We start from the raw sequence: 16,082 nt of genomic DNA on the forward strand, positions 1-16,082 counted from the left end.
CGGCGGCCTGCGCCGCCGGCCCGCCGAAACCAACGCCGACAATGGTCGCGGCAATTATCGCAACAGCAATCCTCTTCCGTACGGACATGTCCGTCCTCCAGCGATTCAGCGCGCGTTGCCACTCACCGCCATCGATGAGTCTCCGCGGTTACCGGAAGGTAACCAGCCGAACCGAGACATTCCAGAGGGACGAATTCTCACTCCGCCGAGATCAGAAGGTGACGGCCTCGCCGAGGGGGATCCGGGCGTACTCGGTGTCCTCGTCCGCCATCCAGCCGTCGAAGTTGGCGAACCCGACATCCGTCGACAGTGCCCGGTCGTGGATCGGGAAGGTCCGCTCCGGCGCGATCGCCCGGGTCATCTCGATGGCCTCGCGGTGCCGTCCCCACGGCGCCGCGGCCGGCACGAGCAGGGTCGTCACCCGCCGGTCGGGCACGAAGTACGAGTCACCGGGGTGATAGATCCCCTCGATCACGTACCCGAGATTGGCACAGCCCGGCAGCCCGTCGATGATCTCCGCATGCCGGCCGCCGACCGCCGCCACCGAGAACCCACCGGCGCTGAACTCGTCGCCCGTCGCGACCACGGTGATCGCCAGCCCGGCCTTCTCCGCGAGCTGACGGACCGGCTCCGGCGCGAACAGCCGGACCGGCCGACCGGCCGCCACCTGGGCGATCCGCGCCACGTCGACGTGGTCGTCGTGCTCGTGGGTGACCAGGATGTCGGTGACCCCGTCGAACGCCTCCGGCTCGGTCCAGACTCCCGGATCGATCAGCAGCCGCCGGTCCCCGTCCTCGATCCGGACACAGGCATGGGTGAATTTGACCAGTCGCATCCCGTCACCTTACGGACGGGGCCGGAAGCCCGTACCGCGCGTTCAGCACCTGCATGGCCGCCCCCGCCGCGATCGCGTCGGTGCCCAGCCCGGTCAGACTCACCTCGACGGTCAGCCAGTCGGCTCGCGGCACCTGGGTCCGCACCGCCTCCGCGACCGCCGCCCGATAGATCTCCCCGTGCCGCAGCAGATCCGCCCCGGCCAGCACGACATGCCCCAGATCCAGGGTCTGCAACAGATTCACCACCCCGGTGCCGAGCACCGCCGCGGCCGCCGCCGGATCCGTGGCCCGATCGTGCACCGCCTCCAGGCAGCCGCGCCGCCCGCACACGCACAGCGGCCCGCCGAGCTGCACCACCGTGTGCCCGAACTCCCCGGCGTTGGTATGCGTCCCCCGATGGACCGCCCCGCCGAGCCACAACCCGGCACCGAGCCCGCTCTCCACCATGATCAACGCCGCGTCCCGGAACGACGCACCTCGCCGCCACGCCTCCGCCGTCACCCCGGCCGTCACGTCCTTGTCCACCACGACCGGCAGCCCGAGCGCCTCCTCCGCCAGCGAGGCCAGCGGCACGTCGTGCCAGTGCCGCAGCCGATGCGCGTCCCGAACCGTCCCCCGAGCCTGGTCGAGCGGCCCGATCATCCCGATCCCCACCCCGGTCAGCGGGTGCCCGGCGGACAGCTCGGCCACCCCCGCGGTCAGCTCCCGCAGCAACTGTGCGGGCGTGAAGTCCCCCGGCAGCGCGGTCACCGCCGACGCGTGCACCGCACCGGCCAGGTCGACCAGGACCAGCCGCAGCGCCCGCCGGCTCACGTGCGCCCCGACCGCCCACCGGCTCCCCGGCACCAGCCGATAGACCGCGGCCGGTTTGCCGAGCGCCGGCCGCCGCACCCCGGCAGCCTCGATCACGCCCTCGCCGAGCAGCCGGGCCAGCACCTTGGACACCGCCTGCGGCGTCAGCCCGGTCGCCTCGGCGACCGTGCCGCGCTCGATCGTCGGCGCGCTCCGGGCCAGCTCGATGACCAGCGCCTCGTGGTAGTCCCGCAGGAAAGCCAGGTGCACAGGCTCACACTACTACTAACGAAACAGCGTTGCTAAAGTCCGCCGCATGAACCAGAAACGCTGGCCGGCGCTGCTCGCGCTGGCCCTCGGCGCGGTCGCGATCGGCCTCACCGAGTTCGTGCCGGCCGGCCTGCTCCCCCAGATCGCCGCCGACCTGCTCGGCGACGAATACGCCAGTGCCCGGTCCGACGCCCTCGCCCACGCCGGCTGGATGGTCACCGTCTACGCCCTCGGTGTCGTCGCCGGCGCCCCGCTGATCGCCGCGCTGACCGCCCGGATGCCCCGCAAACGCCTGGTCCTCGGCCTGCTTGTGCTCTTCGTGGCCGGCACCGTCGCCTCCGCCCTGGCGCCGGACTTCGGCCTGGTCCTGCTGGCCCGCTTCGTCGCCGGCCTGCCGCACGGAGCCTATTTCGGCGCGGCCGGCCTGCTCGCCGCCTCCCTGATGGGCCCGGGCAGCGAGGGCCGCGGGTTCGCCGCCGTCCTCAGCGGCCTGACCATCTCCAACGTGGTCGGCGTCCCGGCGATCACCCGCCTCGGCCAGGCCGCCGGCTGGCGCGTCGCCTACCTGGTCATCGCCGCCGTCTTCGCCCTCGCCCTGCTCGCGGTCGCCGCCACCGTCCCGGACGCGCCCGCCGCCGGCGGCTCCCCCGCCGCCGAACTGCGTTCCCTGCGCCGCGGCCAGGTCTGGCTGGTCGCCGCCACCGGCGCGATCGGGTTCGCCGGCTTCTTCGCGGTCAACAGCTACATCGCCCCGGTCACCACCGAGGTCACCGGCCTCTCCGCCGCCACCGTCCCGTGGGTCCTGGTCGCCGTCGGCCTGGGCATGACGGCGGGCAACGCCCTCGGCGGCTGGTATGCCGACCGCAACCTGCGCCGCGCCACCCTCCTCGGCTTCGCCGCCCTGATCACCGCCGTCGCCTACTTCGGCCTGGCCGCCACCACCCCGATCGGCCTGTTCACCGGGGCCTTCCTGATCGGCGCCACCAGCCTGTTCCTGGGCCCCGCCCTCCAGTCGCGCCTGATCGCCGTAGCGCCTGGAGCCCAGCTGATGGGCGCCGCCGTGAACCAGTCCGCCATGAACATCGCCAACAGCCTGGGCGCCGCCCTGGGCGGAGCGGTGATCGCCGCCGGCCTCGGCTACCGAGCCCCCGCCTGGGTAGGCATCCTCCTCGGCACCCTCGGCCTGGCCCTGGCCGCCGCGAGCTTCTCCCTCGACCGCCGCCCACCCAAGCCGTCGTCGCCCTCAACCTCCTCCCCAGCCCCAGAGCCCATCACCCGCTAACCAAAATCATCATTTACGCAGGTCCGCCGGGGTGCGGATCGCATGCTCCCGCGCGGGCCGGGCGCGGAGATCTGGCCGCTGACGCGTCCAAACCAATCTCCGCCCCCTTCAATGCCCGCGGCTGGTCACCGACCCCCCGTCCCCCGGCACCCCAACCCGTCTCAGCACCCCGAAGTCCCCAGCCCCCAGCCCCCAGCCACCAGCCGCCAGCCGCCAGCCGCCAGCCGCCAGCCGCACCATCCCAGCCACCGCCCAGCCCCCACGCAGTCGCCAGCCGCAGGCGACGGGCCAGGTTCGCGGGCGCGTCCCCGGCCCCGCGTCATCCACACCGCAGCACCGTCCACAGCCGCCCGCCAAGCCCCGCACAGCTCCCCCCCCTGGCCCACGCCCAGAACCGGGCTGGCCCTCACCGCCCTATCCCGTGGCCCGATAGGGCCCTGAGCACCAGCCGGACACCGTCCAGCTGGTCCTGGTAGCCCTAACCGCGAATGGCATAGGGCGCTGAACACCAGCCCGAGACTGTCCGGCTGACCCTGGTAGCCCTATCCGCGACTCGGATAGGGCGCTGAGCACCAGCCAGATTGCCCAGCTGGCACTGGTGGCCCTAACCGCGACTCGGATAGGGCGCTGAGCACCAGCCCGAGACCGCCCGGCTGGCCCTGGTAGCCCTAACCGCGACTCGGATAGGGCGCTGAGCACCAGCCCGACACCGTCCGGCTGGTGCTGGTGGCCCTAACCGGGAATCGGATAGGGCGCTGGGCGCCAGCCGGAGAGTGTCCGGCTGGTGCTGGTGGCCCTATCCGGGGATGGGATAGGGCGCTGGGCGCCAGCCGGGGGTTGATCTCCGGAACCACCCGCGGACAGTGAAGGAGGCAGCGATCGCTTTGGACGCGCCAGCGGCCAGATCGCTGCCTCCGGCCCGCGCGGGAGCATGCGATCCGCACCCCGGCGGACGCGCGTAAAAAGAGATCTTGAAGTTGATCTCCCGGAGTTACACGAACAAGTAGACCAGCCGGAAATATCCGGCGGACGCTGCGGGAGGGTGGGTCAGGAAAATTCGGCGGCCCGTCGGCGGGGCGGGATCGGGCGGCCTCGGAAACGGGGGCTCCGGCGGTGCGGGATCGGGCGGCCTCGGAAACGGGGGCTCCGGCGGTGTGGGATCGGGCGGCATCGGAATCGGGGGCTTCGGTGGTGTGGGATCGGTCAGCCTCGGATTCGGCGGGCGAGTTCGTTGGCGTGGTGACGGACCTCGGTGACCAGGTGGGCGCGGTCGGTGGCCGGGCTCTGCGGATATGTCACGGCGATGCCGGCGATGGGCCAGCCGGACCGGTCCCGGATGGCCACCGCGACCGAGACCAGCCCTTCGGTGACCTCCCCGTCCTCCAGGGCGTATCCCTGCCGGCGTTCGCGGATCAGGATGGCGCGCAGCTCGGACAGGCGGGTGGGGCTGGCCTCGACGCGGCCCGCGAACGCCGCGCGGTTCGGGAAGAGGGCGCGCAGCTGGACGTCCGGGAGGGCGGCCAGCTGGGCGCGGCCGCTGGCGGTGATGTGGCTGGGCAGGCGGACGCCGACGTTGGTGACGAGCGGCGGGCGGCCGGGAGCGCGCTCCTCGACCAGGTAGATGACGTCGCGGCCGTGCAGCACGGACAGGTGCGCGGACTGGCGGACCCGGTCGACCAGCGACGCCAGGACCGGGGCGCCGAGGCGGGCGAGCGGCTCCTGCCGGGCGAAACCCGAGCTCAGCTCGAATGCCGCCAACCCGATGCCGTAGCGCTCCAGCTCCGGCTAGTGGATCACGAAGCCGTGCTGCTCCATGACGCCCAGCAACCGGTACACCGTCGAGCGCGGCAGCTCCAGCGCCGCCGTGACGGTCGCGGCCGGCACCGGGCCCCGCTGGGCCGCCAGGTAGCCCAGGATCCGCAGGGTGTGATGCGCGGCCGGAGAAGGTCCCACCAGCACAGTCTCACATGTGGGACACCAAGTGACGCCACGCCCTCCCGCGCTCCCGGCGGACGTGCTGGGATCGCTTCATGGCCTTCACGTCTCCTTCTTCTGGCCGGACCCCGTCCGTGCGACTCGGCGCCGGTGCGCCCACGCTCGCCGACGTGGTCGCGATCGCCCGGCACGACGCATTCGTTGACATCGATAAAGAGGCCCTGGACGGGGTGGCCGAGACCCGGCGGCTGATCGAGGCGCTCGCCGACGACACCGAGCCGCACTACGGGATCAGCACCGGCTTCGGCGCGCTCGCCACCAAGTTCATCAGCACCGACCGGCGCGCCCAGCTCCAGCAGAGCCTGGTCCGCTCGCACGCGGCCGGCTCCGGGCCCGAGGTGGAGCGCGAGGTCGTCCGGGCGCTGATGACGCTGCGGCTGTCCACCCTGCTGACCGGGCGCACCGGGGTCCGCCCCGTGGTCGCCGAGACGTACGCCGCGGTGCTCAACGCCGGGATCACCCCGGTCGTGCACGAGTACGGCTCGCTGGGCTGCTCCGGCGACCTCGCCCCGCTCGCCCACTGCGCCCTGGTGCTGATGGGCGAGGGCGAGGCCCGCACCGCCGACGGCCGCCTGGTCGACGGCGGCGAGGCGCTCGCCGAGGCCGGGATCACCCCGGTCGTGCTGGCCGAGAAGGAGGGGCTGGCGCTGATCAACGGCACCGACGGCATGCTCGGCCACCTCGCGCTCGCCCTCGCCGATCTGGACCGGCTGCTGTCGACCGCGGACATCGCCGCCGCGATGAGCGTGGAGGCGCTGCTCGGCACCGACGCGGTGTTCGCCGCCGACCTCCAGGCGCTACGCCCGCAGCTCGGGCAGGCCGCCTCGGCCGCGAACTTCCGCACGCTGCTGCACGACTCGCCGCTGATCGCCAGCCACAAGGGGCCGGAGTGCACCCGGGTGCAGGACGCGTACTCGCTGCGCTGCGCCCCGCAGGTGCACGGCGCGGCCCGGGACACGATCGAGCACGCGCGGCTGATCGCCGGGCGGGAGCTGGCCTCGGCCGTCGACAACCCGGTGGTCACGCTCGACGGGCGGGTCGAGTCGAACGGCAACTTCCACGGCGCCCCGGTGGCGTACGTGCTGGACTTCCTCGCCATCGCGGTCGCCGACGTGGCCAGCATGTCGGAGCGCCGCACCGACCGGCTGCTCGACCCGAACCGCAGCCACGGCCTGCCGCCGTTCCTGGCCGACGAGGTCGGTGTCGACTCCGGGCTGATGATCGCCCAGTACACCGCGGCCGGCATCACCAGCGAGCTCAAGCGCCTCGCGGTGCCCGCCTCGGTCGACTCGATCCCGTCCTCGGCCATGCAGGAGGACCACGTCTCGATGGGCTGGTCGGCGGCCCGCAAGCTGCGCAAGGCCGTGGACGCCCTGGCCCAGGTGCTGGCCATCGAGATCATGTCGGCGGCCCGGGGCATCGACCTGCGCGCCCCGCTGCTGCCCGGCAAGGCCACCGGCGCGGTCGTCCGCCTGATCCGCGACGACGTCAGCGGACCCGGCACCGACCGGTTCCTCGCCCCCGAAATCGCGGCGGTCGCCGCCGCGGTCCGCTCCGGTGCGGTGCTGGACGCCGCCGGACCCCTGCTCTGAGAGGCTCGATCATGGTTGACTTCTCCCTCGGCGCCCGGTCGGTCCGGGCCCCGCGCGGTTCCGAGATCACCGCCAAGTCGTGGCAGACCGAGGCCGCGATGCGGATGCTGATGAACAACCTGGACGCCGAGGTCGCCGAGCGCCCCGACGACCTGGTCGTCTACGGCGGCACCGGGCGCGCGGCGCGCAGCTGGGCGGCGTTCGACGCGATCGTCGCGACGCTGCGTGACCTGGAGCCCGACGAGACGCTGCTGGTCCAGTCGGGCAAGCCGGTGGGCGTCTTCCGGACCCACGAGTGGGCGCCCCGGGTGCTGATCGCCAACTCGAACCTGGTCGGCGACTGGGCGAACTGGCCCGAGTTCCGCCGCCTGGAGCAGGCCGGCCTGACCATGTACGGGCAGATGACCGCCGGCTCGTGGATCTACATCGGCACGCAGGGCATCCTGCAGGGCACCTACGAGACGTTCGCGGCCGTCGCGGCCAAGCACTTCGGCGGCAGCCTGAAAGGCACGCTCACGCTGACCGGCGGCGCCGGCGGGATGGGCGGCGCGCAGCCCCTCGCGGTCACCCTCAACGGCGGCGCCGTGCTGATCGTCGACGTCGACGAGGCCCGTCTGCGGCGCCGGGTCGAGCACCGCTACCTCGACGAGATGACCCACGACCTCGACGAGGCCCTGGCCCGCGCAACAGCCGCCAAGAACGAGGGGCGGGCGTTGTCAGTCGGCTTGGTCGGCAACGCCGCCACCGTCTTCGCGCAGCTTCTGGAGCAGAACGCGCCGATCGACATCGTCACCGACCAGACCAGCGCGCACGACCCGCTGAGCTACCTGCCCGAGGGCATCGGCGTCGACGAGTGGCACCAGCGGGCCGCCGAGGACCCGGAGGGCTTCACCAAGGCCGCGCGGGCCAGCATGGCCAAGCACGTCGAGGCGATGGTCGGCTTCCAGGACCGGGGCGCCGCGGTCTTCGACTACGGCAACTCGATCCGGGCCGAGGCCGAGCTGGGCGGCTACGACCGGGCGTTCGCGTTCCCCGGGTTCGTGCCGGCGTACATCCGGCCGCAGTTCGAGGAGGGCCGCGGCCCGTTCCGCTGGGCGGCGCTCTCCGGCGACCCGGCCGACATCGCCAAGACCGACCAGGCCATCCTGGAGCTGTTCCCGGACAACGAGCCCCTGGCCCGGTGGATCAAGGCGGCCGGCGAGAAGGTGCACTTCGAGGGCCTGCCCGCGCGGATCTGCTGGCTCGGTTACCAGGAGCGGCACCTGGCCGGGCTGAAGTTCAACGAGATGGTGGCCTCCGGCGAGCTGAGCGCCCCGATCGTGATCGGCCGCGATCATCTGGATTCCGGATCGGTCGCCTCGCCCTATCGCGAGACGGAGGGGATGAAGGACGGCTCCGACGCGATCGCCGACTGGCCGCTGCTGAACGCGCTGCTCAACACCGCGTCCGGGGCGACCTGGGTGTCGCTGCACCACGGCGGCGGGGTGGGCATCGGCCGCTCGATCCACGCCGGGCAGGTCACCGTCGCCGACGGCACCGAGCTGGCGGCGCAGAAGATCGAGCGGGTGCTGACCAACGACCCCGGCAGCGGCGTGATGCGGCACGTCGACGCCGGCTACGAGCACGCGGCCGAGATCGCCCGCGAGCGCGGCCTGCGGATCCCGATGCTGGAGCAGCAGCGGTGACCGCGCCCGCGATGCTGGCCGAGATCGACGGCATCGGCCGGGACCCGATCCGCGGCGGCCACTCCCGGCACCTGTTCGACGACGCCGACCGGGAGCTGCGGGACTGGTTCGTCAGCACGGCCAAGCACCTCGGCCTCGAGGTGGAGCGGGACGGCAACGCGAACCTGTGGGCCTGGTGGCACCCGGCCGCCGGCCCGCGGTACCCGGCGGTGATCACCGGCAGCCACCTCGACTCGGTGCCCGGCGGTGGCGCCCTGGACGGGCCGCTCGGCGTGGTCAGCGCCCTGGAGGCGGTGTCCCGGCTGCGCGCGGCAGGCCACGAGCCGGCCCGGTCGGTGGCGGTCGTCGTGTTCGCCGAGGAGGAGGGCGCCCGGTTCGGGGTGGCATGTCTCGGATCGCGGCTGCTCACCGGTGTGCTGCCGGCCGAGAAGGCCCTCGAACTGACCGACTCGGCCGGGCACCGGCTGCGGGAGGTGCTGGCCGGGAACGGGGTGGACCCGAGCGGTGTGGGCGCCGACGCGGAACGGCTGGCCCGGATCGGCGCGGTCGTCGAACTCCACGTCGAGCAGGGCAAGCAGCTCGCACCACTGGGCCGGCCGCTCGGGCTGGCGACGACGATCCTGGCGCACGGCCGGTGGTCGCTGCGGATCACCGGGCGCGGCGACCACGCCGGTTCGACGGAGCTGTCCTCGCGGCGGGACCCGGTGGTGGTCGCGGCGGACGTGATCAAGGCGGTCCGGCAGGCGGCGGTGGACGCTCCGCCGCAGGCGCACGCCCGGGCCACCGTCGGGCGGCTGAGCGTCACCCCGGGCGGCACCAACGCGATCGCCTCCGAGGTGGTGCTCTGGCTGGACGCCCGCGCCGAGCGCGACGAGGAGGTCCGTGACCTGGTCAGCGAGGTCTCGGCGGTGGCTTCGACGGCCGCGGCGGCCGAGGGCTGCACCGTTGCGGTCCAGGAGGAGTCGTTCTCGTCGCGGGTCGCCTTCGACGGGCCGCTCACCGACCGGCTCGATCGCGTGCTGGGCGGGATTCCCCGGATTCCGACCGGCGCGGGCCACGACGCGGGGGTGCTGGCCGCTTTCGCGCCTTCGGCGATGCTTTTCGTACGCAATCCCGAAGGCGTCTCGCACGCGCCCGCCGAGACCGCCAGCGACGCGGACATCGCCCGGGGCGTCACGGCCCTGGCCGCCTGCTTGGCCGAGCTGACGTGAGGGTCTTCGCCCGGCGGTTGGTGCTGCCCGACGCGGTCCGCGACAACGTTCTGTGGGAGGACGGCGCCGTCCTCGACGCGGCTCCCGGCAGCCCTGCGGACCTGCGCCTGGGCACCGTGGTCCCGGCGTTCGCGAACACCCACTCGCACGCCTTCCACCGGCTGCTGCGCGGCCGCACCAACGCCGGCGGCGGCGACTTCTGGGAGTGGCGCCGGCGGATGTACGCCGTGGCCCAGTCCCTCGACCCCGACCTGATGTTCGAGGTCGCGCTGCTGGTCTACGGCGAGATGGTGGCGGCCGGCTACGCGTCGGTCTGCGAGTTCCACTACCTGCACCACACCGCGTCCGGGCAGCCGTACCCGCGGCACGAGATGGAGCTGGCGCTGGCCGCGGCCGCCACCGAGGCCGGCATCCGGCTCACCCTGCTGGACACGCTCTACCTGCGGGGCGGGTTCGGACTGCCGTTGCAGGAGCATCAGCGCCGGTTCAGCGACGGCAGCGTGTCACGCTGGCTGGACCGCTGGCACGACCTGCGGTCCGTGCTGCGCGGGGCCGCGCTGGGTGCGGCGTTTCATTCGGTACGCGCGGTCGCCCCGGACGAGCTGCGCGAGGCGGTGGCCGGGCTGCCCGCCGACGTGCCTCTGCACGTACACCTCTCCGAGCAGCCGGCCGAGAACGCGGACTGCCTGGCCGCGACCGGCCTGACCCCGGCCGGGCTGCTGGAGTCGGCCGGTGCGCTGTCCCCGCGGACGACCGTGGTGCACGCGACGCACCTGACCGACGCGGACGTGTCCGTGCTCGGCACGGCCGGGGTGACAGTCTCGATGTGCCCGTCGACCGAGGGGGACCTCGGGGACGGGCTCGGCCGGGCCCGGGAGCTGGCCGACGCCGGGGCCCGGATCACCATCGGGTCGGATCAGAACGTGACGGTGGACCCGTTCGAGGAGTTGCGGCTGCTGGAACGCGGGGCGCGGCTGGCGTCCGGGCGGCGCGGCGTGTTCAGCCCGGCGGAGCTGTGGGCGATCGGCGCCGACTCAGCGTTCGACCTGGTCGAGGTCGACGCCGGCTCGATCCGCACGCTCGGCACCCACCCGGCGGAACTGTTCATGAGCGCCACCGCGAGCGACGTCCGCACGGTGATCACCGGCGGCGTGGTGCGCGGCCGGCCGGACCCGGACCGGGCGGCCCGGCTGTTCTCCCTGATCGAGGCGAAGGTGACCGCGTGAGCGAACTGATCACGAACATCGGTGAGCTGTTCACCGGACCGGAGGGCGTGCTGCGGGACGCCGCCCTGGTGATCGACGACGGCCTGATCGCGTGGGTCGGGCCGGGCAGGTCCGCCCCGGCGGCCGACACCACCGTGGACGCCGGGGGTGCGGCCGTGGTGCCCGGTTTCGTGGACAGCCACTCGCATCTGGTGTTCGCCGGGGACCGGGCCGACGAGTTCGACGCGCGGATGTCCGGGCAGCCGTACACCGCGGGCGGGATCCGGCGGACGGTGGCCGCGACCCGGGCCGCGTCCGACGAGGAGCTGGCCGCGCACACCCGGCGGCTGCTCGACGAGGCGTTGCGGTCCGGCACCACGACCATGGAGATCAAGTCGGGGTACGGCCTGACGGTCGAGGACGAACGCCGCAGCCTGGCCGTCGCCGCCCGGTTCACCACGGAGACCACGTTCCTGGGCGCGCACGTGGTCCCGGCCGAGTACGAGCCGGCCGCCTACGTGGACCTGGTCGCCGGCGAGATGCTGGACCGGGTGGCCGGGCTCGCGCGGTGGATCGACGTGTTCTGCGACCGCGGGGCGTTCGACGTCGACCAGGCCCGGACGATCCTGTCGGCCGGGGCGTCCCGGGGGCTCGGGGTGCGGATGCACGCCAACCAGCTCGGCCCGTCCGGCGCCGCTCAGCTGGGGGTGGAGCTGGGCGCGGCCAGCGTCGACCACTGCACCTTCCTGTCCGACGCCGACGTCGACGCGCTCGCCGGGTCGGCGACGGTGGCGACGTTCGTGCCGGGCGCCGAGTTCTCCACGCGGCAGCCGTTCCCGGACATCGGCCGGCTGCGGGACGCGGGGGTCGGCTACGCCATCGCGACGGACTGCAACCCCGGGTCGTCGTACACGAGCTCGATGCCTTTCTGCATCGCCCTGGCGGTCCGCGAGATGCGGATGACCCCGGCCGAGGCGCTGCTCGCGGCCACCGCCGGCGGGGCCCGGGCGCTGCGCCGCACCGACGTCGGGCACCTCTCCCCCGGCGCTCGCGCCGACGTGGTCCTGCTCGACGCCCCGTCCTTCGTGCATCTCGCCTATCGGCCCGGCGTCCAGCTGGTCAGGGCGGTCTGGCAGGGCGGCCGCCGGACCACCACCTGGCTGCCCGCGTGAGGCCGGCATCACGATCAGTGCGGGGTGGGCACCTGCTTCTCCAGGAAGTCCAGGATGCGCCGTGAGGTGGCCGGGTAGTCCGGGTCGCCGGGGTTGAGGTACTGACCGTGGCCCGCGCCGCGGACGGTGACGAACTGCTTCGGCCACGGGACCGCGTCGTAGGCGGCGCGGCCGGCCTCGATCTCGACCACCGGGTCCTTGTCGCCGTGCAGGAACAGGATCGGCGCGGCCGGCCCGGCGAACCCGGTCACCGGCCGCCGCCCGGCCACCGACACGGCGGCCCGCAGCGCCGGCGAGTGCCCCGCACGGAACAGTCCCAGCGTGGTCGTGCCACCGGCCGAGAACCCGACTGCCGCCACGTGCTGGCCGTCCAGGTGCTCGGCGAGGTCCCCGGCGACCAGCTTTTTCAGCACCTGGGCCGCGTCCGCCGGCTGCCGCGGGATGTCCCCGGCATCCACCTCGACGTGCCCGTTCGTGTGCGGATAGGCGGGCGCGGCCACCACGTAGCCGGCCTGCGCCCAGGTCGTAGCGAGCGGCGCGAACTGCTCCGGCAGCCCGCCGAGCCCGTGGCTGAACAGCACGATCGGGTGCCGCCCGGCCGCGATCCCGGTGCCGTCCGGGCCGCTGAGATACCACAGCGTGGTCGGCAACGGCCGGTCCTTGCCGCGGGCGAACGGCACGACCCGGGTCACCACCCGGGGACCGGTCGCGGCCGGCGGGTTGGCCTGCGCCCGGGGACCGGTTGCGGCCGGTGGGTTGGCCTGCGCCCGGGGCCCGGTGCCGCATCCACCCACCAGCAGCAGCGCCGCCGCCATCATCACCCCGAGTCCCCGCACGCCGCGAAACGGTAGTGACGGCTGTCAACCGGCGGAACCGGCGTTACGGGCGAATTCCCGCGCCGATCAGCGGACGGCCTGCCGGATCAGGTCGGTGACCCGCTCCTCGACGGCCGCGTCCAGGGATGTCAGGGCGTACGCGATCGGCCAGAACTCGCCGTCGTCGAGCTTCGCCTCGTCGTTGAAGCCGAGCGTGGCGTAGCGGTACTTGAACTTCGCGGCCGGCTGGAAGAAGCACACGATCTTGCCGTCGCGGGCGTACGCCGGCATGCCGTACCACAGCTTGGGGGTCAATTCCGGCGCGGCCACCTTCACGATCGCGTGCAGCCGCTCGGCCAGCACCCGGTCCGCCTCACCCATCTCGGCGATCTTCGCCAGCAGCTCGGCCTCCGGGTCCACCTTGGCCTTGGACCCGCGGCGGGCGGCCCGCACCTCGCTGGCCCGCTCCTTCATGGCGGCGCGCTCGTCGTCGGTGAAGTTCATGATTGCTCTCCCTTGTCCCTCGTGATGTCCTGCCTCAGCTTCGCCCGGCGGGCACCACGGGGACATCCGTGCTCACCACGGAACGCACTACGGAGCGGCCCGGACTGAACCCCTGGCGTTCCGCGGCCGTATCCGGGGGCAGGTATTTGCACCACCAGTGCAAATGGAGCGAGAGGGGTGTTCATGACCAGCAAACGGAAGCGGATCGCACTCGGTGGCGCGGTCGCCGCGGTGACGGTCGGAGCCTTGGTCGTGGTACAGAACAGCTTCGCCGCCACCATCCCGGGAACCCGCGCCGCGGCCGGGTGCCCGGACGTCCGGATCATCGTGACCCGGGCGTCCACCGAGGCGCCCGGCACCGGCATCATCGGCTCGCTGGCCACGGCGGTCACCCGGGCCAGCAAGCAGACCGTCACGACCGAGGCCACCGACTACCCGGCGCTGCTGAATCCGTACCCACCGAGCGTCGCGGCCGGTACCCGGGCGCTCACCCGGCAGCTCACCGACGCCGCCACCGGCTGCCCGGACGCAAAGATCGTGCTGATGGGCTACTCGCAGGGCGCGCACGTGATCGGCGACGTGCTGGCCGGCACCGGGCGGGTCAACGGGTTCACCCGCAGCGACGCGATCGGCGAGAACGTCGCCGACCGGGTCGTCGCGGTGGTGCTGATGGGTGACCCGCGCTTCGTACCGGGAAAGCCTTTCAACGCGGGCACGTCGCGGACGCAAGGTCTGTTCCCGCGCGGGGCCGACGCGGCCCTGGACGCCTTCGCGGACCGCACCCAGTCGTTCTGCGACACCGGGGACACCTTCTGCGCCAGTGGCCGGAGTGTCGCGGTCCACCTGAGCTACACCCGCAAGTACAACCGCGCGGCCAGCGCCTTCGTCCTGTCCAAAATCGGCGGCTGACCTAAGCAGGCGGCGCTCGCCGCGACGACCGGGCAATCACCTCGTCGAGGGTTCCATCACCACGCCGAAGTGGCGATGGCCGAGATCGGTCGCAGCTCCGGCCCGGACCCCGTCGTAGTCACCCCCCAGCGACTCTGCGTAGAGCGCCGCCACCAGCGGGTCGGGCGCGTTCGGACTGAACCGGGCGGTCATCCAGGAGCGGACTGACCGCCTCCTGGAGGTCGCCCGGATCACCGACAAACGGACGGCCCGCGTACAGGACCTCTCCGGTGGCATGCACCGCTGGCGCACCATCGCCCGAGCGCTGATCAACGAGCCGAACCCGGTGCTGTTCGGACGCTGGTCACGGACCTCTTGAGCGCCTTCGACGACTACTGGCAAGACGGCCGACCGCGCTGGCAACGGGCGGAACCTGAGCAGTTCTTTCTCGGCCCGTTCGTTTACGTCGAGGAGTCGCGTGGCGTTCGATTTGTCGTGGACGGCCAACAGCGCTTCACCACCCTTCACCTGATCTTCATCCACCTCCGGCGCATCGCTCAGTCGTATAACAAGCCAGCTATCGTCGACAAGCTGAACAGGGTCATTGGAGAGTTCCACGGCAACAGGCTTCGGTTCCGCATCGACATCGACGAACGCCGCGAGTTTCTCACTCGCCTCTACGACGGTGTCCGATTCGAGCTTGAGGCCGGCGCACCGATCTCGGTGCGCAACATGTCCTTCCGCAGCGACCTGATCAAAGAGAAACTCGATCAGCAGCTCACCGCCGAAACGTGTGCCCCTTTCGTCTTCTGGCTACTCGACCACGCCGTGCCCATCGGCATCAAAGCCGCCAACAAGGCCAGCGGCTTCAAGATCTTCGAGTCGATGAACGACCGCGGCGCCCGTCTCACCTCCGCCGACCTCGTCAGGAGCTTCCTCATCTCCCAGGTCGGCGCTCATCAGGACGAGCTCAACGAGCGCTGGCGCAAAATGCTGGCCCGGGTGACGACCGACCGGGAGGACGCCAACGCGCCGAAGGAGTTCCTCAAGGCAGCACTGATCGCTCACTACGCCTCCATGGGCGAGCAGAACAGCGCCGACATGCGCGAGATCGACGAGGCGCTCAACATCTGGGTGCGCAAGTGGGCGGAAGCTCGCATCGGCCTGAAGACCAGCGAGGACTACTTCACCTTCGTCGACGACCTCATCTATGAGCCATTTTCATCCTGGGTAGGGCGGGTTCTCGATCTTGTGCAGAACAAGGATGGCCTGCACGATCGCGGTGGCCCGGTGCGGACTGCAGCGTAGTTTCGTCAGGACTTTCCAGATCTTGAGGGTGGCGTTGGCGCGTTCACCGATCGCGCGGATCCGGGCGTGTGCCCGGTTCACCTTCTTCTGTCATGCCGACAGATTGAGCCGGTAGCGGTGGCGTTTGAACGGGGTCCGGATGCTGCCCCGGGCGCCCTGGTAGGCCTTGTCGGCGAACGTCATTACTTTCGCGCTGGTCAGCGCGTCGATGATCTGGTGGGTGCGGGCCGCGGTCAGGTCATGGGTCGAGCCCGGCAGCGCGGCGGAGGCCCAGATCAGCCGACCTGCCGGAGCGGCGATGACCTGCACGTTCACGCCGAGCCGGCGGTGTTTGCCGGAGAAGTGGGGCTTCTGGTCGGCGACCCGGTCGATCGGGATCAGCGTGCCGTCGAGGATGGCGTAGGCCAGCAGCCGCGACCCTGCTCATGACGGTGTTCAGGTCGTCAGCGGTAGCCGAGAGCAGGTCGATGGCCTCGCGGACGTAGCGCCAGGCTGTTGGTCTGGAGATCTCCCGCAACCAGCGTGAG

Annotated in this window: 14 protein-coding genes and 1 pseudogene; 8 read left to right on the forward strand and 7 right to left on the reverse strand. The window is 72.2% G+C overall.

Going from position 1 to position 16,082, the window contains the following annotated elements; genetic code table 11:
* Positions 1–211 precede the first annotated feature (211 nt).
* Complete coding sequence (locus Aiant_RS45260; protein WP_189334248.1) at positions 212–835, reverse strand: MBL fold metallo-hydrolase; 624 nt, start codon at positions 833–835, stop codon at positions 212–214.
* 4 nt (positions 836–839) lie between these two features.
* A complete protein-coding gene (locus Aiant_RS45265; protein ID WP_189334247.1) occupies positions 840–1,898 on the reverse strand; it encodes an ROK family transcriptional regulator in 1,059 nt (352 codons plus the stop codon).
* Positions 1,899–1,944: 46 nt separating this feature from the next.
* On the opposite strand from Aiant_RS45265, the gene Aiant_RS45270 reads away from it, so the two are divergent.
* Positions 1,945–3,180 carry an MFS transporter gene (locus tag Aiant_RS45270; RefSeq protein ID WP_189334246.1) on the forward strand — a complete coding sequence of 412 codons (1,236 nt, stop codon included), beginning with the start codon at positions 1,945–1,947 and terminating at the stop codon, positions 3,178–3,180.
* Positions 3,181–4,383: 1,203 nt separating this feature from the next.
* On the opposite strand, the gene Aiant_RS45275 is transcribed toward Aiant_RS45270, so the two are convergent.
* Positions 4,384–4,938 (reverse strand): IclR family transcriptional regulator, encoded by a 555-nt coding sequence (locus Aiant_RS45275; protein WP_212846864.1) that lies wholly within the window; start codon positions 4,936–4,938, stop codon positions 4,384–4,386.
* A 27-nt stretch (positions 4,939–4,965) separates the two neighbouring features.
* Positions 4,966–5,133 (reverse strand): helix-turn-helix domain-containing protein, encoded by a 168-nt coding sequence (locus Aiant_RS45280; RefSeq protein ID WP_212846866.1) that lies wholly within the window; start codon positions 5,131–5,133, stop codon positions 4,966–4,968.
* Positions 5,134–5,210: 77 nt separating this feature from the next.
* Here Aiant_RS45280 and hutH point away from each other — a divergent pair, with 77 nt between their 5' ends.
* The 5 genes from hutH to hutI are packed head-to-tail and all read left to right on the forward strand — an operon-like array spanning position 5,211 to position 12,040.
* The gene (gene hutH, locus Aiant_RS45285; protein WP_189334245.1) at positions 5,211–6,767 is read left to right on the forward strand and encodes a histidine ammonia-lyase; all 1,557 of its coding nucleotides are present in this window, start codon (positions 5,211–5,213) and stop codon (positions 6,765–6,767) included.
* Between the two features lie 11 nt (positions 6,768–6,778).
* Positions 6,779–8,452, forward strand: a complete 1,674-nt coding sequence (gene hutU / locus Aiant_RS45290) for a urocanate hydratase (RefSeq protein WP_189334244.1) — start codon at positions 6,779–6,781, stop codon at positions 8,450–8,452.
* A gap of 11 nt (positions 8,453–8,463) precedes the next feature.
* Entirely contained in the window at positions 8,464–9,663 is a 1,200-nt protein-coding gene (locus tag Aiant_RS45295) for an allantoate amidohydrolase (RefSeq protein WP_189334285.1), read from the forward strand.
* Entirely contained in the window at positions 9,660–10,889 is a 1,230-nt protein-coding gene (locus Aiant_RS45300) for a formimidoylglutamate deiminase (protein WP_189334243.1), read from the forward strand. The genes Aiant_RS45295 and Aiant_RS45300 overlap by 4 nt, the downstream gene beginning before the upstream one ends.
* On the forward strand, positions 10,886–12,040 hold the full coding sequence (gene hutI, locus Aiant_RS45305; protein WP_189334242.1) for an imidazolonepropionase: 1,155 nt from the start codon (positions 10,886–10,888) through the stop codon (positions 12,038–12,040). Before Aiant_RS45300 ends, hutI begins: the two co-directional genes overlap by 4 nt.
* Before the next feature lie 14 nt (positions 12,041–12,054).
* On the opposite strand, the gene Aiant_RS45310 is transcribed toward hutI, so the two are convergent.
* Both Aiant_RS45310 and Aiant_RS45315 read right to left on the reverse strand, forming a co-directional pair.
* The gene (locus Aiant_RS45310; protein ID WP_189334241.1) at positions 12,055–12,876 is read right to left on the reverse strand and encodes an alpha/beta hydrolase family protein; all 822 of its coding nucleotides are present in this window, start codon (positions 12,874–12,876) and stop codon (positions 12,055–12,057) included.
* A 66-nt stretch (positions 12,877–12,942) separates the two neighbouring features.
* On the reverse strand, positions 12,943–13,359 hold the full coding sequence (locus Aiant_RS45315; protein ID WP_189334240.1) for an iron chaperone: 417 nt from the start codon (positions 13,357–13,359) through the stop codon (positions 12,943–12,945).
* 183 nt (positions 13,360–13,542) lie between these two features.
* Here Aiant_RS45315 and Aiant_RS45320 point away from each other — a divergent pair, with 183 nt between their 5' ends.
* Entirely contained in the window at positions 13,543–14,268 is a 726-nt protein-coding gene (locus Aiant_RS45320; RefSeq protein WP_189334239.1) for a cutinase family protein, read from the forward strand.
* Positions 14,269–14,622: 354 nt separating this feature from the next.
* Entirely contained in the window at positions 14,623–15,555 is a 933-nt protein-coding gene (locus Aiant_RS45325; RefSeq protein ID WP_189334238.1) for a DUF262 domain-containing protein, read from the forward strand.
* Here Aiant_RS45325 and Aiant_RS45330 read toward each other — a convergent pair.
* Positions 15,469–16,066 (reverse strand): annotated as a pseudogene (locus tag Aiant_RS45330) (transposase family protein); the annotation flags it as partial. The gene Aiant_RS45325 and the pseudogene Aiant_RS45330 overlap by 87 nt on opposite strands.
* Positions 16,067–16,082: the final 16 nt, after the last annotated feature.

Source organism: Actinoplanes ianthinogenes (assembly GCF_018324205.1).
In the GTDB taxonomy this organism is placed as follows: domain Bacteria; phylum Actinomycetota; class Actinomycetes; order Mycobacteriales; family Micromonosporaceae; genus Actinoplanes; species Actinoplanes ianthinogenes.

Bases quoted from the DNA above. Each gene is read 5' to 3' on its own strand.
- Aiant_RS45315 (WP_189334240.1), bottom strand. From the start codon at position 13,359: ATGAACTTCACCGACGACGAGCGCGCCGCCATGAAGGAGCGGGCCAGC.
- Aiant_RS45295 (WP_189334285.1), top strand. From the start codon at position 8,464: ATGCTGGCCGAGATCGACGGCATCGGCCGGGACCCGATCCGCGGCGGC.
- Aiant_RS45270 (WP_189334246.1), top strand. From the start codon at position 1,945: ATGAACCAGAAACGCTGGCCGGCGCTGCTCGCGCTGGCCCTCGGCGCG.
- hutH (WP_189334245.1), top strand. From the start codon at position 5,211: ATGGCCTTCACGTCTCCTTCTTCTGGCCGGACCCCGTCCGTGCGACTC.
- hutU (WP_189334244.1), top strand. From the start codon at position 6,779: ATGGTTGACTTCTCCCTCGGCGCCCGGTCGGTCCGGGCCCCGCGCGGT.
- Aiant_RS45260 (WP_189334248.1), bottom strand. From the start codon at position 835: ATGCGACTGGTCAAATTCACCCATGCCTGTGTCCGGATCGAGGACGGG.
- Aiant_RS45320 (WP_189334239.1), top strand. From the start codon at position 13,543: ATGACCAGCAAACGGAAGCGGATCGCACTCGGTGGCGCGGTCGCCGCG.